Raw genomic sequence first — 26,254 nt, 5'->3', positions numbered from 1 at the left:
GCGAATGGTCAGAGACCAAATCGAAAGGGTGGGCCATGGCCGCGAAAGACGACACAGGCTCGAAACCCGCATCCGGCCCACGCCATGTGGCCATCATCATGGACGGCAATGGCCGCTGGGCTACGCAGCGCGGACGTCCGCGGCTTTTTGGTCATCATGCGGGTGCGCGTCGGGTGCGTGAGATTGTCGAGGCCTGCCCCGATCTGGGCGTCAAGTACCTGACGATATTCGCGTTTTCGACGGAAAACTGGAAGCGGACCCAGGTCGAGGTGGCCGGGCTGATGAGCTTGTTTCGCCGTTACATCACCAAGGAAACCCGGGCGCTCAAGGAAGAGGGTGTGCGGGTGCGGTTCATCGGCGACCGGGTGCGGCTCGACAAGAAGCTGCAGGCGCTGATGGACGAGTTGGAAGAACTGACGTCCGACAATGACAAGGTGCATTTGACGATTGCACTGAATTACGGCGGCCGTGACGAGGTGGCACGGGCCACCAAGCGGCTGGCCCAAGATGTGGCGGCCGGGCGGCTGGATCCGGAGACAGTGGATGAAGAAACCCTGCCAAAATATTTGGATACTTGTGTTTTGCCCGATCCTGACTTGGTGGTCCGAACGTCGGGAGAAGCGCGGATTTCGAATTTCCTGCTGTGGCAGTCGGCCTATGCCGAATATGAATTCATCGACACGCTGTGGCCGGATTTCTCGGCTGATATCTTTGCCGGTCTGGTGACGAAATACGGTGCCCGTGACCGCAGGTTCGGAGGGGTGAAGACATGAGCGATACTGGGAAATGGGGCGATCTGGCGCCGCGCGTGGCCTCGGGGTTGGCGATGGTCGCAGTGGGCGCCGTGGCACTGTGGCTGGGCGGCTATGTGTTTGCCGCCCTTGGCGTGTTGATCGGTGGGTTGGCCGTTTGGGAGTTGATGCGCATGGTGCGCCCCAGGCACGAGACGGCAGCGCGGCAAGAGGCAGCACTGGCCGGATTTGCGCTAGCCGCCGCGCTTTTCGTGCCGGGCGGGGTGGCAGTGATCATCCTTGGCCTGCTTCTGATTGTTCTGATCGGGCGCACGGGAAAGTACCCGCTGATCGTTGGTGGCTATACCGCATTGATTTTCCTTGGGGTTTACGGGCTGGTGACCCTGCGCAACGAAGGCGGGCTGCCTCCGGCACTGTGGCTGGTCGGTGTTGTGATTGCCACTGATATTGCCGGGTATTTCGCAGGCCGAATCATCGGCGGGCCGAAATTTTGGCCTAAAGTGAGCCCAAAGAAGACCTGGGCCGGGATCATCGCCGGATGGATCGCGGCAGCATTGGTCAGCTTGTGGTATGCCAGCGCCTATGAGCATTCGGTGTCATTAATGATGTTGGCAGGGGCGGTGCTGTCCTTCGCCAGCCAGATGGGCGATGCCGCCGAAAGCGCGATCAAGCGCAAGATGAAGATCAAGGACAGTTCCAACCTGATTCCCGGCCATGGTGGCGTGATGGACCGGTTCGATGCCATGTTGGGCGCATCTGTGGCGGTCACACTCTGGCTCATGGTTGCGGGTCTGGGATGAGAAAGGTTTCCATATTCGGTGCCACGGGGTCGATCGGGCAATCGACGATCGACCTGATAGCGCGCGAGCCGGACGGGTTTGATGTTGTCGCCCTCTCCGGTGGGCGCAACATTGCCCGGCTGGCCGAGGATGCTATCCGGCTGAAAGCCGACCTGGCAGTAACTGCACACGAGGAGTTGCTGGGTGACTTGCAGGACGCCTTGAGCGGGTCAGGGGTTCAGGCTGCCGCGGGTGAATTAGCTTTGATGGAAGCCGCCGAAAGGCCTGCGGATTGGGTGATGAGCGCGATCGTCGGCGCTGCAGGGCTGAAACCCGGCCTGCGGGCAGTTGAACACGGGGCAACATTGGCGTTGGCCAACAAGGAATCGCTGGTGACCGCGGGATCCTTGTTGATGGAGACGGCCAAGACCCATGGCGCGACTGTGTTGCCGGTAGACAGTGAGCATTCGGCAGTGTTTCAGGCGCTGGTGGGCGAAGAGATGGAGGCGGTCGAGCGGATCATCATCACTGCCAGCGGCGGGGCATTTCGCAACTGGCCCTTGGAAAAACTGGCCGAAGCGACGGTGGAACAGGCCAGCCAACACCCGAATTGGGACATGGGGCAACGGATCACCATTGATTCGGCTTCGATGTTCAACAAGGCACTGGAAGTGATCGAAACCCGCGAGTATTTCGGCATTAATCCGGAGATGATCGAAGTGTTGGTGCATCCCGAGAGCCTTGTCCATGCGCTGGTGCGGTTTCGTGATGGTGCATTGATGGCGCATCTGGGTGTAAGCGACATGCGCCATGCTATCGGCTATGCGCTGAATTGGCCGGAAAGGGCGGATCTTCCGGTGGATCGGCTGGACCTTGCGCAGATCGGGCAGTTAAACTTCAGCGCGCCGGACATAGTACGCTACCCGGCATTGAGACTGGCGCGTGACGTCATGACACGGGGGGGGCTGTCGGGGGCCGTGTTCAACGCGGCCAAGGAAATCGCGCTGGATGCTTTCATCGCGCGTCGGGTCAAATTTACCGCAATGACCGTTGTCGTTGATAAGGTACTTTCCGCGCTGGAGTCGGATTTGGGCCTCATTGATGCCGAAATGACCCTTGATAACGTCGCAGCGGCGGACCACATGGCCCGTATCCGCGCAACAGAATTCATCGCCGCTGGGCTGTAGGGGCCGGGCGCAGAACAGGGCAAAGCTTTGGATATCGCAGCAATCTTCCCGCAACTAAGCGGTACCGCTTTTTACATCATCGCCTTTGTGGTGGCCCTGTCGGTCATCGTGGCCGTGCATGAATACGGCCATTATATCGTTGGCCGCTGGTCGGGGATCAAGGCCGAGGTGTTCAGCCTTGGGTTTGGCCCGGTGCTGTGGTCGCGTATGGACAAGCACGGCACTCGTTGGCAAGTCGCGGCGCTGCCATTTGGTGGGTACGTAAAGTTCCTGGGCGATGCCAATGCGGCCTCGGCCGGCACCGATGAAGAGGTGGTGGCCGACCTGACCGAAGAGGAACGACGCCACACCATGTCGGGGGCGCCACTCTGGGCGCGGGCGGCCACGGTGGCTGCTGGACCGGTTTTCAATTTCGCGCTGTCAATTATCGTGTTCACCGGTGTGATTCTGACCCAGGGCCAGACCCGCGAACCGTTGACCGTGGGTGAATTGCGCCCGTTGCCGGCGGAGGTGCAGGAATTGGTTCCCGGCGACGAGCTGATCTCTATTGGAGGGCAGGCGCTTCCCGGGTTTGATGATCCTGTCGCTCTTGGGGCTTTCAACGACGCATTGCCAGTCGAACCGACGCTTGAGTATCGCGTGCGCCGCGATGGGGCCGAGATTACCGTGGGCGGGCCTTATCCAAATCCACCGATCGTGACACGACTGGCGCCGCAATCGGTGGCTTTTGATATCGGGTTGGAAGTGGGTGACGTGATCACCAGTATCGATGGCACGGAGATTTTTGCCTTCAGCCAGTTGAAAGAACGGGTCGAGGGCGGCAACGGCCAACCGATGGTATTGAAGGTCTGGCGCGCCGGTACGGTGATGGATTTCACGCTTGTGCCGCGTCGGGTGGACGAACCGCAGGATGATGGCGGTTTCAAGACCTATTGGCGGATCGGCATCGCCGGTGGCATGTTCTTTGAACCGGCCACCGAAACGGCGGGGCTGGGCGCTGCTGTGACTGGTGGGGTGAAACAGACCTGGCGGATCATTACCGGCTCGATTTCAGGCCTGTGGCACATGATCACCGGGGCGATTTCCAGCTGCAACATGTCGGGGCCGATCGGCATCGCCCAAGTGTCCGGCCAGATGGCCAGCCAGGGAGGAGAAAGCTTTGTCTGGTTTATTGCCGTGCTCAGCACTGCGGTGGGGCTTTTGAACCTGTTCCCGATCCCGGTTCTGGATGGCGGGCATCTGGTTTTCTATGCGTTTGAAGCCGTTGTCGGACGCCCACCGTCGGAAAAAGCGCTGCGTATTCTGATGACATTAGGGCTGACTCTGGTGCTATCGGTGATGCTGTTTGCTCTGTCGAACGATCTGTTTTGTCCCTGACGCAACCACAAGATATGGTGTGAAACGGGCTAATAACCGGGGTCAATGTGGTGAATGCCACATTCTTGCCCAATTTGCTGCCTGCGTTTGACATATTCGCCCTGCACATTCGGTTTCAAGACGAACCTAGGAAGAGAGTGAACCGATGCAAACGATCACAAACGGATATCGCGGATTGCACCTGTTGTGGGATCTGAATTGGGACCGCATTCTCTATATTGGCACCATCGGGCTGGCATTGCTGGCCGGGGCCTGGATCGGCTCGCTCTGAGCGGGCAGTGGAAGGCAAAACTTCGGTAAGTTGACGGGCGTCCTTCGGGGCGCCTTTTTCATGGTTTTGACAAGACCCTCCATACCCTTTAGTCAGGTTTCAAAAGGGGTGTCTGATCGGGTAGAACCATGACAGAAAAAAAACAGAGTCGGCAATCGGCTCGCACAGGCCATGCAGTGAAAATTCAAGAACTCACCGTTGCGCTTTTTCTTGCAATTACAACGCTTTTCGCGGCGCTGCCACAAGCCGCAGATGCGCAGAGCTATCGTTTCAGCAGCGTTTCCATCGAAGGGAACAAGCGGATCGAGGCCGGAACCATCCTGTCTTACGCGGGAATCGCCCGCGGTGAGACGGTGTCTGCATCGCAGTTGAACGATGCTTATCAACGGATTTTGGGCTCGGGCCTTTTCGAGAGTGTGACGATTGAGCCACGTGGCAGCAAGCTGGTGATTGCGGTCAAAGAGTTTCCGACCATCAACCGCATCCGGTTTGAAGGTAATCGGCGGCTAAAGGACGATGATCTGGAAGCGTTCATCGAATCCAAGCCGCGTCTGGTATTCAGCCCGACCAAAGCCGAACGCGACGCGGAAACTCTGGCCGAAGCCTATAATCAGAACGCCAGGATCGGGGCTCGGATCAACCCGAAAATCATTCGTCGGTCCGACAACCGGGTCGACCTGGTATTCGAGATTTTCGAAGGCGGTGTGACCGAGATCGAACGTATCGGCTTTGTCGGCAACCGTGCGTATTCGGACCGTCGCCTGCGCCGTGTGCTTGAGACCAAGCAAGCCGGGCTTTTGCGTGCGCTGATCAAAAAGGACAGCTATGTCGAGGATCGTCTGCAGTTCGACCAACAGGTGCTGCGCGATTTCTACCTTAGCCGAGGTTACGTTGATTTCCGCACAACTGGCGTTAATGCCGAGTTGATGCGTGAGCGTGACGGTTATCTTCTGACCTTCAACGTGGAAGAGGGTCAGCAGTTCCGATTTGGCGAGATCACCACGACTTCGGATATGGATGCGGCGGACGCTGATGAGTTCCACTCGATCCTCAAAGTCCGGCCGGGTGTGGTCTATTCGCCCAGCCTGGTGGAGAATTCGATTGCCCGGATGGAGCGCTATGCCATCAAAAAGGGCATCGACTTCCTGCGGGTCGAGCCGCGGATCACCCGCAATGATCGCGACCTGACCCTGGACGTAGAGTTTATTCTGACCAAAGGGCCGCGGATTTTTGTCGAACGGATCGACATCGAAGGCAACGCTACCACGCTGGACCGGGTGGTGCGGCGTCAGTTCAAGATCGTCGAGGGCGATCCGTTCAACCCGCGTGAAATCCGTGAAAGCGCCGAGCGTATTCGCGCGCTTGGCTATTTCGGCAAGGCGGATGTGAACGCACGTGAAGGTTCTTCGCCGGATCAGGTCGTGGTCGACGTGGACGTCGAAGAAACAACCACCGGGTCGTTGAGCTTTGGCGGATCCTACTCCACCGATGACGGTTTTGGTCTTGCGGTCGAGTTTACCGAAACCAACTTCCTGGGTCGTGGGCAACAGTTGAACATGGGGATTTCGGGGGCTGGCGACAAGCAGAGCTACAATTTTGATTTTGTCGAACCGGCCTTTCTTGGTCGCGATGTCGCGCTGCATTTCAACCTCGGGTATGCGGTGACGGATAGTACCCTTTCTGCGCCATATGATACGCAGCGCGGTTATCTCGGGTTCGGATTGGAGTTCCCGATCAGTGAAAACGCGCGCGTGGGTTTGAACTACAAATTAGATCATTCGCAGATGCGCAACTACGTTGGCTCCGGACCAACGTTTCCCGCCCCTCCGCTGCCAGCACCGCAACCCAGTATCCTTGCGACCGAAGCGCAACTTGGCTACCGCACTTCAAGCTCGATCGGCTATTCGTTCTCGTATGACACCCGCCGTGGTGGGCTAAATCCGAATGCAGGCTACTTTGTCGATTTCACTCAGGATTTCGGTGGCATGGGCGGTGACGTGCAATTCGTCAAGTCGACGGCCAAGCTTATCGCGCAGACCAAGGTTCTGAACGAGGAAGTGACTCTGCGCGCCACGTTTGCGGCCGGTATGTTGAACCATCGTGGCGGAACTGCCTCGCGCGCGATTGACCGCTTCCTCTATGGCAACAATATCATGCGCGGCTTTGACGCCGACGGGATTGGTCCTCGGCAATGTGATACCGCCGGCTGTGTTGGTGCCACCTATAACGAGGCCCTTGGCGGCAATTACTATGCAACGGCACAGTTCGAGGCGATCTTCCCGCTTGGCCTGCCTGAAGAATACGGGCTCCAGGGCGGCGTGTTCTACGACATCGGCTCGGTTTGGGGGCTGGACCGCACGGCGGCGCCCGGCACGTTTGTGGTTAATGGCGGCGCACGGCAGGTGCTGGGGCTCTCTCTGTTCTGGAAAACCCCGGTCGGGCCGCTGCGGATGAACTGGTCCAAGCCGCTCAAGAAACAGGCCTGGGACCAGGAGCAGCTGTTCGAGCTGACCATTTCGACCGAGTTCTGAGGTTGGGCCGGTGAACACGGTCGGAACCAAAAGGCATCGAAGGAAAACAACCGCGATCACCTGCGTGGCCAAATGGCTGATGCTGGGGATCGCTGCCGTTTTGACGGTTCTTCCGGCGCAGGGGACGAGGGCGCAGGAGTTTGGGTTGCCTGACAGCGCGATTCTGCTGATCGACCCGAACCGTCTGTTTGCAGAAACCCGGTTCGGGCAACGTGTCCAGGCGGAACTGAAGGCGCGGCACGATGAATTGTCCCAGGAAAACCGTCAGATGGAAGGCGAGTTGGAGGCCGAGGAACTGGCCCTGACGCAGGAGCGATCCGAGTTGGAACCCGAGGTGTTTCGGGCCAAGGCGGACGCATTTCACGAAAAGGTCCAGCGAATCCGTAACGAACAAGTCGCCAAGGCCAATGCCTGGCAAGCGGATGCCGACAATGCCCAGCGTCAGTTTCTGACGGTGGCGGGTCCGGTTCTGGAGGAAATGATGGCGGCAAGCAGGGCTGCTGTTCTTCTGGACTTGCGGGCGGTATTGTGGCGCGCCGAGGCCGTCGACGTAACCAGCGAGGCGGTGCGCCGGATCGATCTGGCGATTGGGGATGGGGGCAACATCGCGGTCCCGGCGACCACGCCATCCGAGCCCGCGCAACCGAATAACACGACCAATCCATCACAAGAGGCACCGGCGCAGGACTGACCGGTTCACGCGGCGGTCCGGCTTGCCCCGCCCTGGCCGAATTGCTAAAGCCTTTGACGGCAAATCCTTGCAAAACGAAGGCAAATTGCTTCCACGACTCACTGGGGCAGGCCGCACAGGAAGGGACAAATCATGGCAGATCTCAAAAGCGCGGATATCGGGCTTATTCAACGTATTCTTCCGCACCGTTATCCGTTCCTTCTGGTGGACAAGGTTGAGGATATCGACGGATTTCAAAGCGCCCGTGGCATCAAGAATGTCACCATGAACGAGCCGCATTTCCAAGGCCACTTCCCCGGCACTCCGATCATGCCCGGCGTCACTATTATTGAGGCCATGGCTCAGACCGCTGGTGTCATGCTGGGGGTGGGAATGGACATCATCGACACCGACCTGCTGATTTATTTCATGTCAGTCGACAAGTGCAAATTCCGCCGCAAGGTGGTGCCCGGCGACGTACTGGAAATGCATGTCACCACAGTGCGTGGCAAGCCCGGCGGTAAGATTTTCAAGTTCCACGGCCGCGCCGTTGTTGGCGATGAGGTGGCCGCAGAGGCAGAGTTTGCGGCTTACGTCGATTTCAATGCAGGCGGCCAGGGATGAGCGCCACGGCGCAGATACACCCTTCGGCCGTGATCGAGCCGGGGGCCGAGATTGCCGAGGGTTGCATCATCGGCCCATTCTGCGTGGTTGGGCCGGATGTGACACTCGCCCCCAGGGTCGTGCTGAAATCGCATGTGGTGGTGACCGGTGATACTGAGATTGGCGAAGATACGGTTGTCTTTCCATTCTCGGTGATCGGCGAAATCCCGCAGGACCTGAAATTCCATGGGGAAAAGACCCGCCTGATCGTCGGCGCGCGAAACCGCATTCGTGAACACGTTACCATGAACACCGGCACCGAGGGCGGCGGCGGCATCACCCGGATTGGCGATGATGGGTTGTTCATGGCCGGGTGCCATGTGGCCCATGACGCCCAGATCGGCGATCGGGTGATCATCGTCAACAATTCGGCCATAGCCGGGCATTGCTTGATCGAGGATGACGTCATCGTCGGCGGGTTGTGCGGCATTCACCAATGGGTGCGGATCGGTCGGGGGGCGATCATCGGCGCGCTGAGCATGGTGACCAATGATGTGATCCCGCATGGATTGGTGCAGGGGCCGCGCGGCGAACTGGATGGGTTGAATCTCGTTGGGCTAAAGCGTCGCGGAGTGGACCGAAGCGACATTACCGCTCTGCGCGCGGCATTCCAGATGCTGGCGCAAGGTGACGGTGCGTTTCAGGACCGCGCGCGCCGTTTGGGTGAAGAGACGGAAAGCGACTATGTCCGCCAGATTGTCGAGTTCGTGACCGCCGGCAGTGACCGGTCATTCCTGACTCCGGGGTGAGGCGATGCTGGCGCTGATAGCAGGGGGAGGCGATCTGCCTCGACGAGTGGCAGCGGTGCAGGACCAGGCACCATTGGTATGTTCGCTCGAAGGCAACAGACGGCCCGAGGGCTTGGATGTCGATCACTGGTTCCGGCTGGAAACCCTAGGCACGCTGTTACTGACACTGGGAGAGGCCGGGGTGAGCGAGATTTGCCTGTGTGGGTCCATCGACCGGCCCGCGCTTGATCCAGCGGCGCTGGATGATGAAACCAAGCCGCTGGTACCACTGTTTATGGAGGCGCTGCAAAAGGGCGATGACGGTGCGCTGCGCGTGGTGCTGTCGATATTCGAACAAACCGGGTTCACCATCCGTGCTGCGCATGAGCTGGCCCCGCACCTGCTGCCGTCACCCGGTGTTCTGACGGTTCGTAATCCACGGGAAGGACATCGCCATGACGCCAATGCGGCCGAGGAAGTTCTGGCCGAAATGGGGCGCGCAGATCTAGGCCAGGCTTGCGTGATGCGTAAGGGCGATGTGATCGCCCGTGAGAACGAGACCGGGACCGACGCGATGCTGACGGCGCTGGCACTGGACTACGAGCGGCCCGCACGGGCCGATGAGATGATGGTCAGCACTGGCGGTCTGTCCGAGGAATTGGCAACGTGGCTGGCGGAGCTGTCGGGCATGGTGCATGATGCGCCAGGCGCCGGTGCCATCCTCTACAAGGCGCCCAAACCCGGACAAGACACCCGCGCCGATCTGCCCACTATCGGCCCCGGTACGGCCATTCGTGCGGCCGAGGCGGGATTGGACGGTATAGTGATCAAATCGGGCGGGGTGATTGTGCTGGATCAGACCCAGACCCTGGCAATCCTCGATGCGATGGGGATGTTCCTCTGGGTGAGCCCGTGAAGGTCTACCTGATCGCCGGGGAACTGTCTGGCGACAAGCTGGGCGGGGCCTTGATGGCAGGGCTCAAGGAACTGGCCCCGGACGTGGAATTCAAGGGCGTTGGCGGGCCGCGGATGGCGGCAGAGGGGCTGGAAAGCCTGTTCTCTATGGACGAGCTGAGCGTGATGGGGTTGGCCGAGGTGCTGCCCAGGTTGCGCCACCTGTTCAGGCGCCGGGACCAAGTGGTGGCGGATGTCTTGGAATGGCAACCGGACGTGATGGTCACCATCGACAGCCCGGATTTCTGCCTGCGGGTGGCAAAGAAGGTCAAACCCGTCAGCGGCATACGCACGGTGCATTACGTGGCGCCATCTGTCTGGGCCTGGCGGGCGGGCCGCGCGGCGAAGATGGCGCGTCATATAGATCAGGTTCTGGCGCTGTTGCCGTTCGAGCCGCCTTACATGCAGGCTGCCGGGATGGAATGCGATTTTGTCGGGCATCCGGTGGTGAGTGAGCCAGTGGCAAGCGAGGCCGAGGCCACAGCATTCCGTGATGCACATGGCATTGACGGTGAGATGCTGCTGATCCTGCCCGGTTCGCGCCGGGGGGAGGTGTCGCGCCTTGCCGGACGGTTCGGACAGACATTGGAGAAAGTGGTTGCTGCACGGCCCGGATTGCGAGCGGTGATCCCTGCGGCCCCACCCGTGGCCGCAATGTTGCAGGATATCCTTGCAGAATGGCCAGGTAATCCGGTTCTGCTCGACCCGCGTGGGCAGGATGAAGCGGGTTTTGCCGACGTGAAGCGGGCGGCATTTCGGGCAGCGGACACGGCGCTGGCGGCGTCGGGGACGGTCTCGCTGGAATTGGCGGCCGCGGGGACGCCGATGGTGATCGGCTATGACATGGGCTGGCTATCGCGGCAGATAATTCCGCGGATGCTTAAGGTCGACACGGTGACGCTTGTGTCACTGGTTTCCGAGACGCGGTTGGTGCCCGAGTTCATCGGGAAGGCATGTCAGCCGGCACCGATGGCCGAAGCGTTGCTGAAGGTATTGGATGCGCCCGAGGCACAGCGCGAAGCCCTGGAATTGACCATGGAGCGGTTGGGCCGTGGGTCCGAGCCACCGGGGCTGCGCGCAGCGCGCGCTGTACTTGGTGGGCTGAGCTGATAACTTGACCCCGGTTCATGATGCAATGCAACCTTCTTCTTCCCCCAGTGATCAGGTAACGTCATACACATACGTGGAAAGAGCCGAAGGCATGCCCCATGGGTAACGAGGGCCAGAGCAGTGTAGTCCGCCGCCGGGTATTCTATATTCCTGGCTATGACCCTATACACCCGCGCCGCTATCGTGAGCTTTTTCGCAAGGAAGGCGCGGCGCAGGCAGAGATATCCAAATACGAAATCGAATTATCGGCAAAACAGGGGGACGGGCCTTATGGATGGCACGTGACGGGCCGCATGGACGGGCACGAAACCGAGGCCGATTTCGAAGTGCTGGTCTGGTCCGATATCGTGCGCGAGTCCATGGGATTGGGGGTAATCGCCACCTATGTGCAGCTGGCCCGCACTGCATGGACCTATATCGCCAGCGGGGCCTTGCGCCGCCTAATGCGGCTCAGGAAGGGGCCGGTGATTGCGGCGCTCTACCCGGTGGTGTTCCTATTGGTGCAGCTTTTATTGGCGCTGGTGTTGGCCTGGGGGATCGGACGTGGTCTGGCGCTGATCCATCCGTGGGCGGCTTGGGGTGGGCTGGTGATCGTACCCTTCGTTCTGGAGTGGTTCCGCAAACGCGATAGCAAATTCTTTGCCTATTACCTGATGCATGATTATGCCTATTCGGCCCAATCCAAGGGCGCCAATCCACCCGAATTGGAGGCCCGAATGGGTGCGTTTGCCGATCGGATTGCCGAGGCGCTGCAAGGCGACAGTGACGAGGTGCTGGTTGTCGGCCATTCCTCGGGTGCGCATCTGGCAGTGTCAATCCTGGCCGATCTGATCCGGGAGGGGCGGGTGCCCGAGCGCGGACCGGTGCTGTCCTTCCTGTCGCTGGGGCAGGTGGTGCCAATGGTGTCTTTCTTGCCGCAAGCGTCACGGCTTCGGGGTGACCTTCTATTTCTATGCCAGCGCGACGAGCTGACCTGGGTTGATGTCACTGCACCCGGCGATGGTTGTGCCTTTGCGCTGTGCGATCCGGTTTCGGTGTCGGGTGTGGCGCCGGAGCAAGGCAAGCGCTGGCCACTGGTGTTTTCCGCTGCCTTTACCCAGACGTTGAGCCCAGAACGCTGGAAGGAGCTGCGCTGGCGATTTTTCAGGCTACACTTCCAGTATCTCTGTGCCTTTGATCGGGTGGGGGATTACGACTATTTCCGGATCACGGCAGGCCCAATCGCGTTGGGCGTACGATATACCGGTCGCAACGCTTCGAAAAGCCGGATCGAGATGCCCGTCAATAAGTACACCAGTGTAGGTGCCCAATGACAGCATTGCCTCCCAAACCCCCGGCGAGACAAGGAAAAGTATCCCTTAGACGATATGCGAAACTGTTCCGTCAGGACATTCTTTCGGCCCAGCCCACACGGCTCTATCGCGCGTGGATGGCCGAGTTCCGCACACCGTTTTTTCGCTCCTACATGTGCAATGACCCAGCATTGGTGGATCTAGTGCTGCGCAAACGACCTGATGATTTTCCGAAATCTAACCGTATCCGCGAAGGGCTGGCGCCGCTGTTGGGCAATTCGGTCTTCATCACCAACGGCGAGACCTGGAAACGTCAGCGCCGCATCATCGACCCGGCCTTCGAGGGCGGACGGTTACGTGATGTCTTCCCAGCCATGTGGGATGCTGGGATGGCGGCAGTTGCGCGGTTGGAGGCGCTGGCCGACGGAACGCCACAAGAAATCGAGGCCCAGACCAGCCACGCGGCGGCGGACGTGATTTTCCGCACACTGTTCTCGATCCCGATTGAGCACGAGATTGCAGGGGCGGTGTTTTCCAAGTTCAAGGAGCACCAACGGGCGCAACCAGTGTTGAACCTTGGGGCGGTGCTGCCTTTGCCGCGCTGGTTTCCACGGTTTCACAGCCGTCAAACCAAGAGCACGGCGCGCGACATTCGCGGGTTGATCACCCGGCTGACCGCCCAGCGGATGGACGAGATCACGGCAGGGACAGCGCCGGATGATCTTGCCACCAAGATCATGACCACGGCTGATCCGCTGACGGGTGATGTGTTCGATACCGAGGAAATGGTCGACCAGGTGGCGATCTTCTTCCTTGCAGGGCATGAGACCAGCGCCAGCGCGCTGGCCTGGTCGCTTTATCTGTTGGCAATGCATCCCGAATGGCAGGACAAGCTCGCCGTCGAGGCGCAGTTCGAGCTCGAGCCGGAAAAGATATTTTTTTCAACGATGTCCAAGCTGAAGCTTAGCCGCGACGTGTTCCGCGAAGCAATGCGGCTTTATCCACCGGTGCCGATGATGGTGCGCGAAGCATCATGCCCCGAGCATTTCCGGGATCGCGATGTGCCCGAGGGCAGCCAGATCGTTCTGTCACCCTGGCACCTGCATCGCCATGAGCGGTTGTGGGAGCGCCCGGACGAGTTCGATCCAGCCCGCTGGCATACGCCGAATGGCAAGGATTGCCAGCGTAAAGCCTATATCCCGTTTTCCGCAGGCCAGAGGGTCTGCACAGGATCGGGATTTGCCATGGTCGAAGGGCCGTTATTGCTGTCGATGATGGTGCGGGCCTATCGGTTCGAACTGGTGCCCGAACGCCCGGCCATGCCGGTGGCGCATCTGACGGTGCGCGGAAAGGATGGGATCTGGCTCAAGATCGCAAAGCGGGGGTAAGGTGCGCAGTGAATGCGCACCCTACGGAATCATCTATCCGTTGGCTTCGCGGATCTTGTTGGCGGCGTCCTTGTCGTAAGTGACGCCGCTTTCCTCGAACAGGGTGTCGAGCTCGCCCGAGAGGGTCATCTCGGTGATGATGTCACAGCCGCCGACGAACTCGCCCTTGACGTAGAGCTGGGGAATGGTAGGCCAGTCGGAATAGTCCTTGATGCCCTGGCGGATAGCTTCGTCTTCCAGCACGTTAACATCGGCGAAATCGACGCCCATGTAGTTCAGCACGCCGGCCACGCGGGACGAGAACCCGCATTGCGGCATCGTCTTGGTACCTTTCATGTAAAGCACCACGTCATTGGCTTTGACGGTTTCGTCGATCCGGGTTTTTGCGTCGCTCATTTTGGTTTTCCTGTTCGATAGAGGGATGTTCTTGGATTAGTCCGGTGCGCGGGTGGTCAGGGCCAGCGCGTGCAGTTCACCGTCTGAGCCGTCCATCTTACCCTTCAAAGCGGCATAGACGGCGCGTTGTTGCTGGACCCGGTTCTTGCCACGAAAGCTCTCATCAACAACCATGGCCGACATGTGACGGCCATCGGCGCCATCAACAGCGATCTCGGCATCGGGAAAAGCGGCGCGGAGCAGGTCTTCGAGTTCCTGGGCATGAACGGCCATGTGGGTATTCCTTATCAATCCTGTTGGGTTTAATTTAGGCGGCGTGTCAGGGCGGTGCAAGGCGTGAAGCGCCCGGTGCGACGAAAAGCTATGTATTTGACGCAGGATTGCTTGCTGCGAACGCGGCGAGTGATTTGAGGTAACCGCGCACCATGTCAGGCAGCGGACCGGTGGCGAGGTGGGCGGCCGATTCTGACGTCATCTCAGTTGGGCAGAGTGCGCTGAGAAGCGATTGGCGTTCTGCCTCGGTCTCTGGCGGTAAAGGCAGGACCTGTGCGGTGATCAGAAGTTGAATTAGGTCATGCAGGATACGCAGGTGGCGGAATGTATCACTTTGTGCGGCGAGGCGGGTGAGGTCATCCTGCCAGCTTGCGCTGCCATGCAAGGCAAGCGCCCGCTGTCCGGCTCCGGCGCATTGATAGCGGATGCAGCCCGAAAAACCCTGTTGGTCAAGATCTTCGTGGATTGCACAAAGACGCCGGTTGAGGTTGGGGCAAGGGGTACCTGCCGGCTTGTCGATGGCGAAACTGTCACCACGATCAAAAGCCAGCGCGACACAACAATAGGCCGCGCAGGTTGCGCAATCCGGGGTTAGCTCTGGCAGAACGGGGCTCAGCCCACGGCCTCTTCGAATGCGGAACGGTAGAGCGCAGAGAGCTCTTCCAGTGAGGCTTCGGAACCGCCGATACGGACATTGCCGCCGGTAAAGCGGCCGACGCTGGCTATCGGTACTCCGGCCTGACCAGCGGCGAGCATCAGCCCTTCGGCCTGATCGAAGTTGCAGGCCACGAGGTAACGCGCCTGGTCCTCACCAAAGAGCTGAGCTGTGTCCGCCTCATCAAGCTGAACGCCCACACCAGCAGCCTCAGCCATCTCAAAAGCGGCAAGCGCCATACCACCGTCGGAAAGGTCGGTGCACGCCTTGATCAGCTCGACATTGGCGCGGATGAAGTCGCCGTGTTTCTTCTCGGCTTCAAGGTTGACGCTGGGGGCATCACCTTCGACGCGGTTGAAGACTTCGGCCAGAAGGGCGGATTGTCCTAAATGGCCGTTGGTTTCACCGATGACCAAAGCGACGTGGCCATCGCGGGCGCCATCGAGAATCGCATCTTCTTCCGATTTGATTAGTCCAACAGCGGCGATGGTCGGCGTGGGCAGGATGCCGGTGCCGTCGGTTTCATTGTAGAGTGAGACGTTGCCCGACACGATCGGCATGTCGAGGGCGGCAACCGCCTCGCCGATGCCTTTGATCGCGCCGACGAACTGGCCCATGATCTCAGGCTTTTCGGGGTTGCCAAAATTGAGGTTGTCGGTCGAGGCCAGCGGCGTGGCGCCGACTGCGGTGAGGTTGCGATAGGCCTCGGCCACGGCCTGTTTGCCGCCCTCGGTGGGGTTGGCTTTGACGTAACGGGGCGAGACGTCCGAGGTGAAAGCCAGCATCTTGCCGGTGTCATGCACCCTAATCACACCCGCGCCAAGGCCCGGGTTGCGCACGGTGTCGGCCATGACCATGGTGTCGTACTGTTCGTAAACCCACTGTTTGGCCGCATAGTTGGGGGAGGAGATCAGCGCCTTGAGCCCGTCAATGGGGTCGATCCCCGGGACGGTGGAGGTATCCAGCGGATCAGCCGCTTCGGTCGGCACCCAAGGGCGGTCATATTCGGGGGCGCTGCCCGACAGGGTCGCCAACGGCAGGTCAGCTTTAACCTCGTTGCCATGCAGGATGAGGAAGCGGTCTTCGGGGATGGTTTCGCCGACGATGGCGAAATCGAGGTCCCATTTCTCGAACACTGCGCGGGCTTCGGCCTCTTTCTCCGGGCGCAGGACCATAAGCATGCGTTCCTGGCTCTCCGAGAGCATCATCTCGTAGGCGGTCATGTTCTCTTCGCGCTGCGGCACATCGTCGAGTTGCAGCTTGACACCGAGGCCGCCCTTGTCGCCCATTTCCACAGCAGAACATGTCAGGCCCGCCGCGCCCATGTCCTGGATCGAGATCACCGCGCCGGTTTGCATCAGCTCCAGCGTGGCCTCCATCAGGCGTTTCTCGGTGAAGGGGTCGCCAACCTGAACCGTGGGGCGCTTTTCCTCGATGCTTTCGTCGAACTCGGCACTGGCCATGGTTGCGCCGCCGACGCCGTCTCGGCCGGTCTTGGCACCGAGGTAGACAACAGGCATACCGATGCCTGAGGCGGCCGAGTAGAAGATCTTATCCGCGTCCGCCAGGCCGGCGGCAAAGGCGTTTACAAGGCAGTTGCCGTTGTAAGCCGGGTCGAACCGGACCTCACCGCCCACAGTTGGGACGCCGAAACAGTTGCCGTAGCCGCCCACACCCTCGACAACGCCGTGCACCAGTTGTCTGGTCTTGTGGTGGCCGATCTCACCGAAGCTGAGCGAGTTCATCGCCGCGATGGGCCGGGCGCCCATGGTGAAGACGTCGCGCAGGATGCCACCCACGCCGGTGGCCGCACCTTGGTAGGGCTCGATGTACGAAGGGTGGTTGTGGCTCTCCATCTTGAAGATCACGGCCTGGTTGTCACCGATATCGACTACACCGGCGTTTTCGCCGGGGCCGCAGATGACCTGCGGACCCTGGGTGGGCAGGGTGCGTAGCCATTTCTTGGAGGATTTGTAGGAACAATGCTCGTTCCACATCGCCGAGAAGATGCCCAACTCGGTGAACGTGGGCTCGCGGCCGATGATTTCGAGAATTCGCTCGTATTCGTCGGGCTTCAATCCGTGGGCTTCGATCAGCTCTTCGGTGATGGCGGGTTCGGTCATGTGCTCTTCCCCAAATGGCGCGATTGCGGGTCTCTTAAGCCATGGGCGCGCGGCATGGAAGGGGCGCAACCGCGCAGGAAAGCGGGAATGACGCTTTTTTCACCTGGGCTGGCGCAAAAGGACATGGCCGGACGGGGATTGCGGGTGAAATCGGTGTTGTGGCGTAGTGCAGAGGAGTCTTTTCGGAAAGGCGGAAAAGGGCGGTGCGACAGGGGTTGCGGGTCCGATGAGAAATGCGGAAGGTGACAGCGATTTTGGGGGGAGAACGAACATGCAGGTTTACGATAATCCACACAGCGGACAGGGCCTGGATCACGACAGCCTGAGCGAGGTGCCGTTTCCGAGCGTGGATGCAAATGCGGTGGGGGCGCTGTTGGCGCGCTGCCCGCTGGCCGAAGCGACGCCGCTGACCCGGTTGGAGGATTTCGGCGGCGCGGGCGAGGTGTTCGTCAAGGATGAACGGTTCCGTATGACGCTTGGCTCGTTCAAAGCGCTTGGCGCGGCCTATGCCATTGCCCGTGATGCCGAGGAGGGCAAGGCCAAGGGGCGGACTTATGTCTGCGCCAGTGCAGGCAATCATGGGCTGTCGGTGACGGCGGGCGCGCTGGCATTTGGGGCCAAGGCGGTAATCTATCTTGCCGAGAGCGTGCCGCAAGATTTCCAAGACCGGCTCGAGGCGTTCGAGGCCACGGTGGTGCGTGAAGGCGCGATTTACGAGGAAAGCATGGCGGCCGCGCAAAAAGCGGCCGAGGAGAACGGCTGGGAGCTTCTGTCGGACAGTTCTTGGCCGGGCTACATGGAGCGGCCCTTCAGAGTGATGGAAGGCTATCTGGCACTGGCCGACGAGACGGTACGCGAGATGGGTGAGCCACCGACCCATATCTTCTTGCAGGCTGGTGTTGGCGGGCTGGCCGGGGCCTGCGCCGCCTATTTCCGAGAGAAATGGGGCAGCGAACCAAAGATCATCGTTGTAGAGCCCGAAGCAGCCCCGGCGCTTTTGGAAAGCGTTAAGGCTGGGCGTTGTGTCGAGACACAGGGGCCGGTGTCGTCGATGGGCCGGCTGGATTGCAAGGAGCCGTCGCTGATCGCGTTGAAAGGACTGGCGCGTGATGCCGACCGGTTCACGCTGATCAGCGAGGAAGAGGCCGAAGCGGCGATGCCGGTGCTGACAGAGGCGGGGCTTGAGAGCACGCCGTCAGGCGGGGCCGGGTTGGCGGCGCTACTGGCGGGGGAGCCGCTGGGGCCGGAGGCGCGGGTGCTGTGCATTCTCAGTGAGGCACCGGAATGAGTCCGAAGCGCGGATTTCCGGAAGAGGAGTACCGTGCGCGGGTGGCGCGGGCGCAGGCGGCAATGGTGAAGGCGGGGTTGACTGCGCTTTTTCTGACCACCGAGCCGGAAGTGCGCTATTTCACTGGGTTCCTGACGCGGTTTTGGGAAAGCCCTAGTCGCCCCTGGTTTCTGATTGTGCCGGTGTCTGGCGATCCGGTGGCGGTGATCCCGTCGATCGGCCAGGCGTTGATGGCGCAGAGCTGGATCAGTGATATCCGCACCTGGGCCGCGCCGGATCCCGGCGATGATGGTGTCAGCCTGCTGAGTGAGGCGTTGCGCGAAATGGCGCAGGGTGGGCCGGTGGGTATGCCGATGGGAGCAGAAAGCACGTTGCGGATGCCTTTGCAGGATCTTCGTCGGATTGAGGCAGCGGGTGTGGAGATTGTCACCGATGGCGGCTTGATGGCCGGTCTGCGGGCGATCAAGTCCGAGGAGGAGATAGCCAAGATTGCTAAGGCCTGCACCATTGCAGGCCGTGCGTTCGACCGGCTGGAAGAAGTGGTACGCGTCGGTGCTCCGATGGAAGAGGTGTTCCGCGGCTTTCAGGCGCTTTTGCTCCAGGAAGGGGCTGATTGGGTGCCGTATCTTGCGGGTGGAGCTGGGCCGATGGGCTATGCGGATGTGATTTCCCCGGCGGGGGCGCAGCCTCTTCAGGAAGGTGATGTCCTGATGCTGGACACCGGCGCGGTGTGGGATGGGTATTTCTGCGATTATGACCGCAATGTCGCCATTGGCCATGTGGATGCACGCGCTCGGGACGCTTGGGACCGGTTGCTCGAGGCGACGGAGGCCGCGTTCGAGGCGGCTAAACCCGGAGTAACAGCCTGCGAACTGTGGCAGGTTATGGCTGGTATTGTTGGGTCGGGCGAAACGGCTGGGCGGTTGGGCCACGGTTTGGGAATGCAACTGACCGAGGGGTTGTCTCTGAGCCCACACGATCACAGCGTACTTGAGGCGGGCATGGTGATCACATTGGAACCGGGAATTGAGACGGTGCCTGGGCTGTTCCTGGTGCATGAAGAAAATGTCGTGATCCATGAAACCGGAGCCGAGTGGTTGTCGCCGCGCTCGACAGGTGGGTTGCCGGTGATCGAAGGCTGAGGCAAGTCGAGTCAGAGCAGTGGGATTTTCGATGACAGTTCGCGGATACGCTGCGCACCTGCATTCAGCCCTTCCAGTTCGGATGCACACCAGGTGCGGTGATTGATTTCAAGCGCACAGAGTACCAACGTGAATTGGCGACCTTGAACCCACATTACCGGTACGCCTAAATAGGCCGCTCCCCCATATTCGTTGCAAGCAAGGTGACATGCGACCAGCGGGTGCGTGAAGGCATCATCGACCACCCGCGAACGGTTCAAATGTTCCACAATAGAGCATATCGACATTTCCGGCGGAAGCCGGGGGCAAGGCGTCTCTGGCACTGGCCAAAGTAACTTTGCTTGACGCTGTGGTTAGTGCAGCCGCGACGCGCCAAGTGCGAAGCATGCCCTGTACTTTTGCGGAAACATCTTCAAACGAAGCGGAGCCGGAAAAGACGCAGCTTTCAACTTACGTACGCTGTGCCAATGATTTTTAACGGTTTCAATTCTCGAGAGCTTGCACCACATCAAGCGACTTCACCAAGAGCCACGATCCAAACGGTGAGGAGTGGTCAAAAAAAAGGCCGAGCAATAAGCTCGGCCGAAGTCCAACAGGGAGGTATGAAAGTGATGCAAGCATCACCGTCGAGTGATGAAATAAGCGGCGGTGTGCTCATATTCAAGGATTATTATGCCGCAGGTGCAGCATGGCTGGTATGCGTTTTCCGCATGACAGCATGGATTCAGGGCGCAACTGCCTGATTTTTAACCTGTTTACGATATGCGATGATCTCGTCTTGGACGAATTCACGAAAGGCGGCAACCCGCTTGGAATGGCGCAGTTCTTCCGGAAAGGCGAGGAAAACAGGGATTTCCCCCGATTCGACTTCCGGCAGAACGCGCACGAGATTCGGAAAATCGCGCGTCACATAATCTGGTAAAACGCCAATCCCAAGATCGTTCAGAACCCCCTGCAAAACGCCGAAGTAATTGTTGACTGTCAACATTGACGCGATTTCATAGGTGAGCAAATGCTGCACCAGCGAAGCCCCGGCACCGACCTGTGCGGTGTCGACGTTCATACTGATCAAACGGTGGGTGCCGAAGTCATCCAATCCTGCCGGAGTCCCCTCGCGTTCCAGATAGTCGGGCGTCGCGTACAGTCTCATGCGTACTGTCATTAACCGTTTGCGGATCAGGTCGGCCTGGCTTGGCTCTTTCATGCGGATTGCGACATCGGCCTCGCGCATGGGCAGATCAAGAACCCGCTCCTCTAGCATGAGGTCGATCTTGAGGTCGGGATACTTGTCGTAAAGCGCCGTCAGGCGTGGGGCCAACCAAAGCGTACCGAAACCGGTGGTCGTGGTGACGCGCAATTCTCCGAAGACTTCCTCTTCGCTGTCACGGATTCGCGCGGTTGCAGTGTCGAGGCGCTTGGCCATGGCCTTGGTCGCATCGAACAACAATTCTCCCTGTTCGGTGAGAATCAGTCCGCGTGCGTGGCGGTGAAACAGAGTGGTGTTGAGCGCTTCTTCCAGCGCCCTGATCTGCCTGGATACCGCCGATTGGCTGAGATGCAAGGCATCGCCAGCATGAGTCAGACTACCCGCGTCCGCCACCGCGTGAAATATTCTTAGCTTGTCCCAATCCATACTCGTAACTTTCTTGTTGCCGGGCGCTGTTGGCAAGCAATCTCTGCGCAATTTGCCTGATATCACCCCTACGTCGCGTTAGAATGACAAATTTTGATTGGTAGGTCAAAGTTTATGACCTAAAATCCGCATATACTTCGGGTCAGGGAGCGGCCCATGTTTAAGGCCATTTCAGGGGAGGCGCGCGATGACCAGGGAACACGTGAGTTTGCAGGATCGATACGATCTGGACAAGGATCAAGTCCTGCTGAATGGCACGCAGGCATTGGTCAGGCTGATGCTGACCCAAAAACACCGCGACATGGCTGGGGGGATGAATACGGCCGGCTATGTCACCGGGTACCGTGGTTCACCCTTGGGTGCGGTGGATATGCAGATGGGCCGGGTCGAGGCGCTTCTGACGGATTACGACGTAAAGTTCGAGGCAGGGTTGAACGAGGATCTGGCGGCAACGGCCCTGTGGGGCAGCCAACAAGCCGAGTTGCGCGGCGAAGGCAAGTTCGATGGTGTCTTCGGTCTTTGGTACGGCAAGGGACCGGGAGTGGATCGGACCGGAGATGTGTTTCGCCATGCCAACATGGCGGGCACCTCGCCCAATGGCGGTGTTCTGGTCGCGATGGGGGACGACCACACGGGCGAAAGCTCAACTGTGCTGCATCAAAGCGAATGGGCACTAATCGACGCGTATATGCCAGTGGTGAGTCCTGCCGGCGTCCAGGAAATCCTCGACTACGGTCTATATGGTTACGCTCTGAGCCGGTTTGCCGGGGTCTGGGTCGGACTCAAGGTAATGAAGGACACGATCGAGGCGACTGCGGTGGTCGACGGCGATCCGGATCGGCTGCAATTTGTTACACCAGAGTTCGAAATGCCCGATGGGGGGCTGAATATCAAGCTGCTGGATGATCGCATCGAGCAGGAGGCTCGGCTGATCGACTACAAGCGTCACGCGGCCGAGGCCTTCGCCCATGCGAACAAGATAGACAAGCGGGTTTGGGGCAAACCGGGCGCCAAGATCGGGCTGGTGAGCCATGGCAAGAACTGGCTGGATCTGGAACATGCCCTTGCGCTGTTGGGGATAGACGAGAGCGAGGCCGAGCGGCTGGGAATCTCCACTTACAAGGTCGGCCAGGTCTGGCCACTGGACATGAAGGGCTTCAATGACTGGGCCGAGGGGCTCGATCTGATCGTGGTGGTTGAGGAAAAACGCAAACTTCTAGAAGTGCAGATAAAGGAAGCGATTTTCGACAATCGCCAAGGGCGGCGGGTTTACGGTTGGTACAAGGGGCAGGGCGGCGAGGAACTGTTCCCGACTCGCTGGGCCCTGGATCCTGTGATGATCGCCGAGAAGCTGGGTAATATCCTGATCGAAGAAGGCCGAGGCACCGACGGAGTCAAAGCGGGTCTGGCCGAGCTCGATGAGGCCAAGCGCGCCGACAATGCCGAGGAGATCACTTCGCGGCTGGCCTATTTCTGTTCCGGCTGTCCGCATAACACCTCAACCAAGGTGCCAGAGGGCAGCCGCGCCTATGCCGGGATTGGCTGCCATTTCATGGTGCAGTGGATGGAGCGTGATACGTTGGGTTACACCCATATGGGCGGTGAAGGGGCGAACTGGATTGGCGAGGCACCGTTTTCAACCCGCACCCACGTGTTCCAGAATCTAGGTGACGGCACCTATAACCATTCCGGCCTTCAGGCTATCCGCGCCGCAGTCGCTAGCGGTACGACCATGACCTACAAGATTCTGTTTAACGACGCAGTGGCGATGACAGGCGGGCAAACCCATGAAGGGGGGTTGTCAGCGCAGCAGATCGCAGCAGAGTTGAAGGCGTTCGGCGTGACCAACGTGGCATTGGTCTACGATGAGAAGGAAGAAATCAACCTTGGTACCTTCCCGGAAAACATCGAGAAGGTCGAGCGAGCTGAACTGGAAGAAGTGCAAGAAAGGTACAGCAAGATCAATGGCGTGTCGGCCATTCTTTATGTGCAGACCTGCGCCGCCGAAAAACGCCGTCGCCGCAAACGTGGCACCTTTCCGGATATCGACAAGCGGGTCTTCATCAATACCGATATCTGCGAGGGGTGCGGTGATTGCGGCCTCCAGTCGAACTGTGTTTCCATCGTACCGGTCGAGACCGAGCTGGGTCGTAAGCGGGCGATTGATCAGTCGAGCTGCAACAAGGATTTCAGCTGTCTCAAGGGGTTCTGTCCCAGTTTCGTGACGCTAGAAGGGGCGACGATCCGCAAGCAGCAAACAATTGAAATTGATCTGCCGGACCTGCCGGAACCGGAACTTCCGAAGATCGACGGTACGTTCAACATCGTGCTGACTGGCGTGGGGGGCACAGGCGTAGTGACCATCGGTGCTGGGATTGCAATGGCTGCGCATGTCGACGGCAAAGCAGCTGGCATGATGGAGATGGCGGGCCTGGCCCAAAAGGGCGGAGCGGTGCACATTCACTTGCGCATTGGCGAAAAACCGGATGATATTTCTGCTGTCCGTGTTGCTACCGGCGAGGCTGACACATTGATAGGTGGTGATCTGGTCGTGACCGCCGGGGCCAAAACCATCGGATTGACCAAGTCCGGGAAAACCGGTGCTGTTGTCAATTCACACGAAATCATGACAGGAGATTTTGCCCGAAATGCTGAATTCAGGATTCCTGGCGACCGGCTAACATTAGCGCTTGAGGCGCGGTTGCGTAACGGCCTGACCATGTTCGATGCTTCGCTGCTTGCGGAGAAGCTCCTGGGGGATTCGATCTTTTCGAACCAGATGCTGTGCGGCGCGGCGTGGCAGTTGGGTCTGATCCCACTGTCTCGGGCCGCGTTCATGACGGCCATTGAGCTGAACGATGCCGCCGTTGAACGCAACAAGAAAGCCTTTGATTTCGGCCGATGGGCCGTGCTTCACCCGCAAGAGGTGCAGAAGCTACTGGCACCGACGGTTGTGGAGTTGCCCCAGACATTGGAAGACAAGATTACCTTCCGTGCAGAACACCTGACCGCGTATCAGGGCGCCGGGTTGGCCCGGAAGTACCGTGAGCTTGTGGACGGGATTGAGGATGGGACACTGAAAGAGGCCGTCGCCAAGGGCTATCACAAACTATTGGCCTACAAGGATGAATACGAGGTGGCGCGGCTGCACCTCGCGACGCGGAAAAAGGCAGAAGAGCAGTTCGAAGGCGATTTCAGGATGTCCTATCACATGGCGCCACCGATGATCTCCAAGGACGGGCCGGGCGGGCGTCCGCTGAAAAAGGAATACGGACCCAAGATGGACAAGTGGATTCGGCTGCTGGCAAAGATGAAACGGCTGCGCGGCACAGTGTTCGATCCCTTTGGTAGAACAGAGGAACGTCGCTTGGAACGCGCCCTGATCAAGGATTACGAGGCGGATATGGCCAAATGGCTGCCGCGCGCGAATGCGGACAATATGGCAATGATCGTAGAGCTGGCCGAATTACCCCTGTCGATCCGCGGATTTGGTCCGGTGAAAATGGCCAATATCGAACAGGCAGCAAACCGGCGTGCTGAGCTGCTGCAACACATTCCAGGCACAACGAAGATTGCCGCTGAGTAGTTACTTCTTTTTCAAATGCTGGCTGAGCTGATTTTCGACCGATTTGCGGATCGATAACGGTCGCATATCGGTCCAAACCCTCTCAATGTGTTTCAGGCATTCGTTCACGCGACAGGCCTTGCCAGTTTTCTTCCAGCCTGCCGGCGGTTTTCGGTCCGCCGGAAAAATCGAATACTGTTCCTCGTGATTGATCACGACATATGTGGTCTCGACCTCAAAGACCACGCCGGACATGGCTGGAGTGGCGAGTCCGAAAGCAAGAAGAACAAGGGCGCCCCAAAGCGATGTTATGACCTGCTTCATTCAAATCTCCATGAGTTATGCAATCTTTCCAGATTGAAACAATAGAACCACGGTCCAGCGTGGATGGCAATTTTTGTGCCCCGTCTCATGCGACATGTCCCGTTGGCGTTGACCAAAATGCGCCGTGATTTGCGTCTGCAATAGCCGGTGAGCCGCGTGATCCGTGCAACACGTTTTAGCGCGCGCATTGGACGCAAACTGGGTCATGGATTTCCGGGCGAATTCGTCTTATGTGCTATTCCCGAGACCACCCCGTGTCTCGTGATGATGGACAGGGCGCGCTTGGCGCGATGAACGGATGGCAGTAGGCATTTTTGATAGCGGCCTAGGAGGCCTGACGGTATTGGACGCGGTGAGCGCCCGGATGCCGGACCAGCCTTTTGTCTATTTCGGTGACAATGCCCATGCGCCCTACGGGGTGCGGGATGCCGATGATGTCTATGACCTGACCTGCAAGGCAGTGAAACGGCTTTGGGACGAGGGCTGCGACCTGGTCATTCTGGCCTGCAACACCGCGAGCGCGGCGGCGCTGCGGCGGATGCAGGAAAGCTGGATTCCAGCGGACAAGCGGGTGCTGGGGGTGTTCGTACCACTGATCGAGGCGTTGACGGAGCGGCAATGGGGTGACAATTCCCCACCGAGAGAAGTCGAAGTCAAACATGTTGCGCTATTTGCCACGCCAGCGACGGTGGCGAGCCGGGCGTTTCAGCGCGAGTTGGCCTTCAGGGCGATTGGTGTGGATGTCGAGGCGCAGGCCTGTGGCGGGGTGGTGGATGCCATCGAAGACGGTGACATGATTCTGGCCGAGGCGCTGGTGCGTAGCCACGTGGATGCCCTTAAACGCAAGATGCCGGATCCGCAGGCGGCAATTCTGGGCTGCACTCACTACCCGTTGATGGAAAAGGAATTCCAGGAGGCATTGGGCGCGGATGTCAGTGTCTATAGCCAGGCCAAGCTGGTGGCAGAAAGCCTTGCCGACTACCTTGAGCGGCACCCCAAGATGAAGGGGCAGGGTGAGGTGTCGAAATTTCTGACAACCGGTGATGCCAGGACGGTGTCGACTCGCGCGACTCAGTTTTTGCGACGAAGAATCGAGTTCGAAGCAGCTTGAGCTGCAACTTGATTTTTGTCACAGACACACACAACAAGACAT

Annotated in this window: 24 protein-coding genes; 17 read left to right on the top strand and 7 right to left on the bottom strand. The window is 59.4% G+C overall.

All coding sequences use genetic code 11. The features are described 5' to 3' along the window. Positions 1 to 35 precede the first annotated feature (35 nt). The 13 genes from uppS (at position 36) to RXV86_RS20460 (ending at position 13,702) form a co-directional block, all read left to right on the top strand. The gene (gene uppS, locus RXV86_RS20520) at positions 36 to 773 is read left to right on the top strand and encodes a polyprenyl diphosphate synthase (protein WP_316302403.1); all 738 of its coding nucleotides are present in this window, start codon (positions 36 to 38) and stop codon (positions 771 to 773) included. Next, positions 770 to 1,552 (top strand): CDP-archaeol synthase, encoded by a 783-nt coding sequence (locus RXV86_RS20515; protein ID WP_316302402.1) that lies wholly within the window; start codon positions 770 to 772, stop codon positions 1,550 to 1,552. The genes uppS and RXV86_RS20515 overlap by 4 nt, the downstream gene beginning before the upstream one ends. Further along, positions 1,549 to 2,718, top strand: coding sequence for a 1-deoxy-D-xylulose-5-phosphate reductoisomerase (dxr, locus tag RXV86_RS20510; protein ID WP_316302401.1), 1,170 nt, complete (start codon positions 1,549 to 1,551; stop codon positions 2,716 to 2,718). Before RXV86_RS20515 ends, dxr begins: the two co-directional genes overlap by 4 nt. Before the next feature lie 27 nt (positions 2,719 to 2,745). Continuing rightward, positions 2,746 to 4,095, top strand: coding sequence for an RIP metalloprotease RseP (gene rseP / locus RXV86_RS20505; protein ID WP_316302400.1), 1,350 nt, complete (start codon positions 2,746 to 2,748; stop codon positions 4,093 to 4,095). A 145-nt stretch (positions 4,096 to 4,240) separates the two neighbouring features. Then, positions 4,241 to 4,366 (top strand): hypothetical protein, encoded by a 126-nt coding sequence (locus RXV86_RS20500; RefSeq protein WP_316302399.1) that lies wholly within the window; start codon positions 4,241 to 4,243, stop codon positions 4,364 to 4,366. A gap of 128 nt (positions 4,367 to 4,494) precedes the next feature. After that, on the top strand, positions 4,495 to 6,897 hold the full coding sequence (gene bamA, locus RXV86_RS20495) for an outer membrane protein assembly factor BamA (RefSeq protein ID WP_316302398.1): 2,403 nt from the start codon (positions 4,495 to 4,497) through the stop codon (positions 6,895 to 6,897). A gap of 64 nt (positions 6,898 to 6,961) precedes the next feature. After that, a complete protein-coding gene (locus RXV86_RS20490) occupies positions 6,962 to 7,588 on the top strand; it encodes an OmpH family outer membrane protein (protein ID WP_316302397.1) in 627 nt (208 codons plus the stop codon). Positions 7,589 to 7,720: 132 nt separating this feature from the next. Further along, the gene (gene fabZ, locus RXV86_RS20485) at positions 7,721 to 8,191 is read left to right on the top strand and encodes a 3-hydroxyacyl-ACP dehydratase FabZ (protein ID WP_316302396.1); all 471 of its coding nucleotides are present in this window, start codon (positions 7,721 to 7,723) and stop codon (positions 8,189 to 8,191) included. Further along, on the top strand, positions 8,188 to 8,979 hold the full coding sequence (lpxA, locus tag RXV86_RS20480; protein WP_316302395.1) for an acyl-ACP--UDP-N-acetylglucosamine O-acyltransferase: 792 nt from the start codon (positions 8,188 to 8,190) through the stop codon (positions 8,977 to 8,979). The genes fabZ and lpxA overlap by 4 nt, the downstream gene beginning before the upstream one ends. A 4-nt stretch (positions 8,980 to 8,983) precedes the next feature. Then, complete coding sequence (locus tag RXV86_RS20475) at positions 8,984 to 9,874, top strand: UDP-2,3-diacylglucosamine diphosphatase LpxI (RefSeq protein ID WP_316302394.1); 891 nt, start codon at positions 8,984 to 8,986, stop codon at positions 9,872 to 9,874. After that, complete coding sequence (gene lpxB, locus RXV86_RS20470) at positions 9,871 to 11,022, top strand: lipid-A-disaccharide synthase (RefSeq protein ID WP_316302393.1); 1,152 nt, start codon at positions 9,871 to 9,873, stop codon at positions 11,020 to 11,022. The genes RXV86_RS20475 and lpxB overlap by 4 nt, the downstream gene beginning before the upstream one ends. 98 nt (positions 11,023 to 11,120) lie before the next feature. Then, on the top strand, positions 11,121 to 12,335 hold the full coding sequence (locus RXV86_RS20465) for a hypothetical protein (protein WP_316302392.1): 1,215 nt from the start codon (positions 11,121 to 11,123) through the stop codon (positions 12,333 to 12,335). Next, entirely contained in the window at positions 12,332 to 13,702 is a 1,371-nt protein-coding gene (locus tag RXV86_RS20460) for a cytochrome P450 (protein WP_316302391.1), read from the top strand. The genes RXV86_RS20465 and RXV86_RS20460 overlap by 4 nt, the downstream gene beginning before the upstream one ends. Before the next feature lie 33 nt (positions 13,703 to 13,735). Here the strand turns inward: RXV86_RS20460 and grxD are convergent, their stop codons facing one another. From grxD to purL, 4 genes are all read right to left on the bottom strand, one after another. Next, positions 13,736 to 14,098: a Grx4 family monothiol glutaredoxin gene (gene grxD, locus RXV86_RS20455; protein ID WP_316302390.1), complete on the bottom strand. Its 363-nt coding sequence runs from the start codon at positions 14,096 to 14,098 to the stop codon at positions 13,736 to 13,738. Between the two features lie 36 nt (positions 14,099 to 14,134). Beyond that, positions 14,135 to 14,371, bottom strand: coding sequence for a BolA/IbaG family iron-sulfur metabolism protein (locus RXV86_RS20450; protein WP_316302389.1), 237 nt, complete (start codon positions 14,369 to 14,371; stop codon positions 14,135 to 14,137). An 88-nt stretch (positions 14,372 to 14,459) separates the two neighbouring features. Further along, positions 14,460 to 14,756 carry a hypothetical protein gene (locus RXV86_RS20445; RefSeq protein ID WP_316302388.1) on the bottom strand — a complete coding sequence of 99 codons (297 nt, stop codon included), beginning with the start codon at positions 14,754 to 14,756 and terminating at the stop codon, positions 14,460 to 14,462. 227 nt (positions 14,757 to 14,983) lie between these two features. Further along, positions 14,984 to 17,149, bottom strand: a complete 2,166-nt coding sequence (purL, locus tag RXV86_RS20440; RefSeq protein WP_316302387.1) for a phosphoribosylformylglycinamidine synthase subunit PurL — start codon at positions 17,147 to 17,149, stop codon at positions 14,984 to 14,986. A gap of 271 nt (positions 17,150 to 17,420) precedes the next feature. Here purL and RXV86_RS20435 point away from each other — a divergent pair, with 271 nt between their 5' ends. Continuing rightward, positions 17,421 to 18,437, top strand: coding sequence for a pyridoxal-phosphate dependent enzyme (locus tag RXV86_RS20435; protein ID WP_316302386.1), 1,017 nt, complete (start codon positions 17,421 to 17,423; stop codon positions 18,435 to 18,437). Next, on the top strand, positions 18,434 to 19,579 hold the full coding sequence (locus RXV86_RS20430; RefSeq protein ID WP_316302385.1) for a Xaa-Pro peptidase family protein: 1,146 nt from the start codon (positions 18,434 to 18,436) through the stop codon (positions 19,577 to 19,579). The genes RXV86_RS20435 and RXV86_RS20430 overlap by 4 nt, the downstream gene beginning before the upstream one ends. Positions 19,580 to 19,590: 11 nt before the next feature. Here the strand turns inward: RXV86_RS20430 and RXV86_RS20425 are convergent, their stop codons facing one another. Next, the gene (locus RXV86_RS20425) at positions 19,591 to 19,848 is read right to left on the bottom strand and encodes a hypothetical protein (RefSeq protein WP_316302384.1); all 258 of its coding nucleotides are present in this window, start codon (positions 19,846 to 19,848) and stop codon (positions 19,591 to 19,593) included. 455 nt (positions 19,849 to 20,303) lie between these two features. Next, positions 20,304 to 21,212: a LysR family transcriptional regulator gene (locus RXV86_RS20420; protein WP_316302383.1), complete on the bottom strand. Its 909-nt coding sequence runs from the start codon at positions 21,210 to 21,212 to the stop codon at positions 20,304 to 20,306. 187 nt (positions 21,213 to 21,399) lie between these two features. On the opposite strand from RXV86_RS20420, the gene RXV86_RS20415 reads away from it, so the two are divergent. Further along, positions 21,400 to 24,798 (top strand): indolepyruvate ferredoxin oxidoreductase family protein, encoded by a 3,399-nt coding sequence (locus tag RXV86_RS20415; RefSeq protein ID WP_316302382.1) that lies wholly within the window; start codon positions 21,400 to 21,402, stop codon positions 24,796 to 24,798. Here the strand turns inward: RXV86_RS20415 and RXV86_RS20410 are convergent, their stop codons facing one another. After that, the gene (locus RXV86_RS20410) at positions 24,799 to 25,101 is read right to left on the bottom strand and encodes an MbtH family NRPS accessory protein (RefSeq protein WP_316302381.1); all 303 of its coding nucleotides are present in this window, start codon (positions 25,099 to 25,101) and stop codon (positions 24,799 to 24,801) included. Between the two features lie 298 nt (positions 25,102 to 25,399). On the opposite strand from RXV86_RS20410, the gene murI reads away from it, so the two are divergent. Further along, the gene (gene murI / locus RXV86_RS20405; RefSeq protein ID WP_316302380.1) at positions 25,400 to 26,212 is read left to right on the top strand and encodes a glutamate racemase; all 813 of its coding nucleotides are present in this window, start codon (positions 25,400 to 25,402) and stop codon (positions 26,210 to 26,212) included. Positions 26,213 to 26,254: the final 42 nt, after the last annotated feature.

The organism is Aliisedimentitalea sp. MJ-SS2 (assembly GCF_032586155.1).
Taxonomy (GTDB): Bacteria; Pseudomonadota; Alphaproteobacteria; order Rhodobacterales; family Rhodobacteraceae; genus JAWHTC01.
Note: the sequence above shows the minus strand (reverse complement) of the source record. Positions and strands in the feature narration are given on the sequence as shown.

Coding starts and splice junctions, on each gene's coding strand:
- uppS (WP_316302403.1), top strand. CDS start 36: ATGGCCGCGAAAGACGACACAGGCTCGAAACCCGCATCCGGCCCACGC.
- RXV86_RS20515 (WP_316302402.1), top strand. CDS start 770: ATGAGCGATACTGGGAAATGGGGCGATCTGGCGCCGCGCGTGGCCTCG.
- dxr (WP_316302401.1), top strand. CDS start 1,549: ATGAGAAAGGTTTCCATATTCGGTGCCACGGGGTCGATCGGGCAATCG.
- RXV86_RS20500 (WP_316302399.1), top strand. CDS start 4,241: ATGCAAACGATCACAAACGGATATCGCGGATTGCACCTGTTGTGGGAT.
- bamA (WP_316302398.1), top strand. CDS start 4,495: ATGACAGAAAAAAAACAGAGTCGGCAATCGGCTCGCACAGGCCATGCA.
- fabZ (WP_316302396.1), top strand. CDS start 7,721: ATGGCAGATCTCAAAAGCGCGGATATCGGGCTTATTCAACGTATTCTT.
- lpxA (WP_316302395.1), top strand. CDS start 8,188: ATGAGCGCCACGGCGCAGATACACCCTTCGGCCGTGATCGAGCCGGGG.
- RXV86_RS20475 (WP_316302394.1), top strand. CDS start 8,984: ATGCTGGCGCTGATAGCAGGGGGAGGCGATCTGCCTCGACGAGTGGCA.
- RXV86_RS20465 (WP_316302392.1), top strand. CDS start 11,121: ATGGGTAACGAGGGCCAGAGCAGTGTAGTCCGCCGCCGGGTATTCTAT.
- RXV86_RS20460 (WP_316302391.1), top strand. CDS start 12,332: ATGACAGCATTGCCTCCCAAACCCCCGGCGAGACAAGGAAAAGTATCC.
- grxD (WP_316302390.1), bottom strand. CDS start 14,098: ATGAGCGACGCAAAAACCCGGATCGACGAAACCGTCAAAGCCAATGAC.
- RXV86_RS20450 (WP_316302389.1), bottom strand. CDS start 14,371: ATGGCCGTTCATGCCCAGGAACTCGAAGACCTGCTCCGCGCCGCTTTT.
- purL (WP_316302387.1), bottom strand. CDS start 17,149: ATGACCGAACCCGCCATCACCGAAGAGCTGATCGAAGCCCACGGATTG.
- RXV86_RS20435 (WP_316302386.1), top strand. CDS start 17,421: ATGCAGGTTTACGATAATCCACACAGCGGACAGGGCCTGGATCACGAC.
- RXV86_RS20430 (WP_316302385.1), top strand. CDS start 18,434: ATGAGTCCGAAGCGCGGATTTCCGGAAGAGGAGTACCGTGCGCGGGTG.
- RXV86_RS20420 (WP_316302383.1), bottom strand. CDS start 21,212: ATGGATTGGGACAAGCTAAGAATATTTCACGCGGTGGCGGACGCGGGT.
- RXV86_RS20415 (WP_316302382.1), top strand. CDS start 21,400: ATGACCAGGGAACACGTGAGTTTGCAGGATCGATACGATCTGGACAAG.
- RXV86_RS20410 (WP_316302381.1), bottom strand. CDS start 25,101: ATGAAGCAGGTCATAACATCGCTTTGGGGCGCCCTTGTTCTTCTTGCT.
- murI (WP_316302380.1), top strand. CDS start 25,400: ATGGCAGTAGGCATTTTTGATAGCGGCCTAGGAGGCCTGACGGTATTG.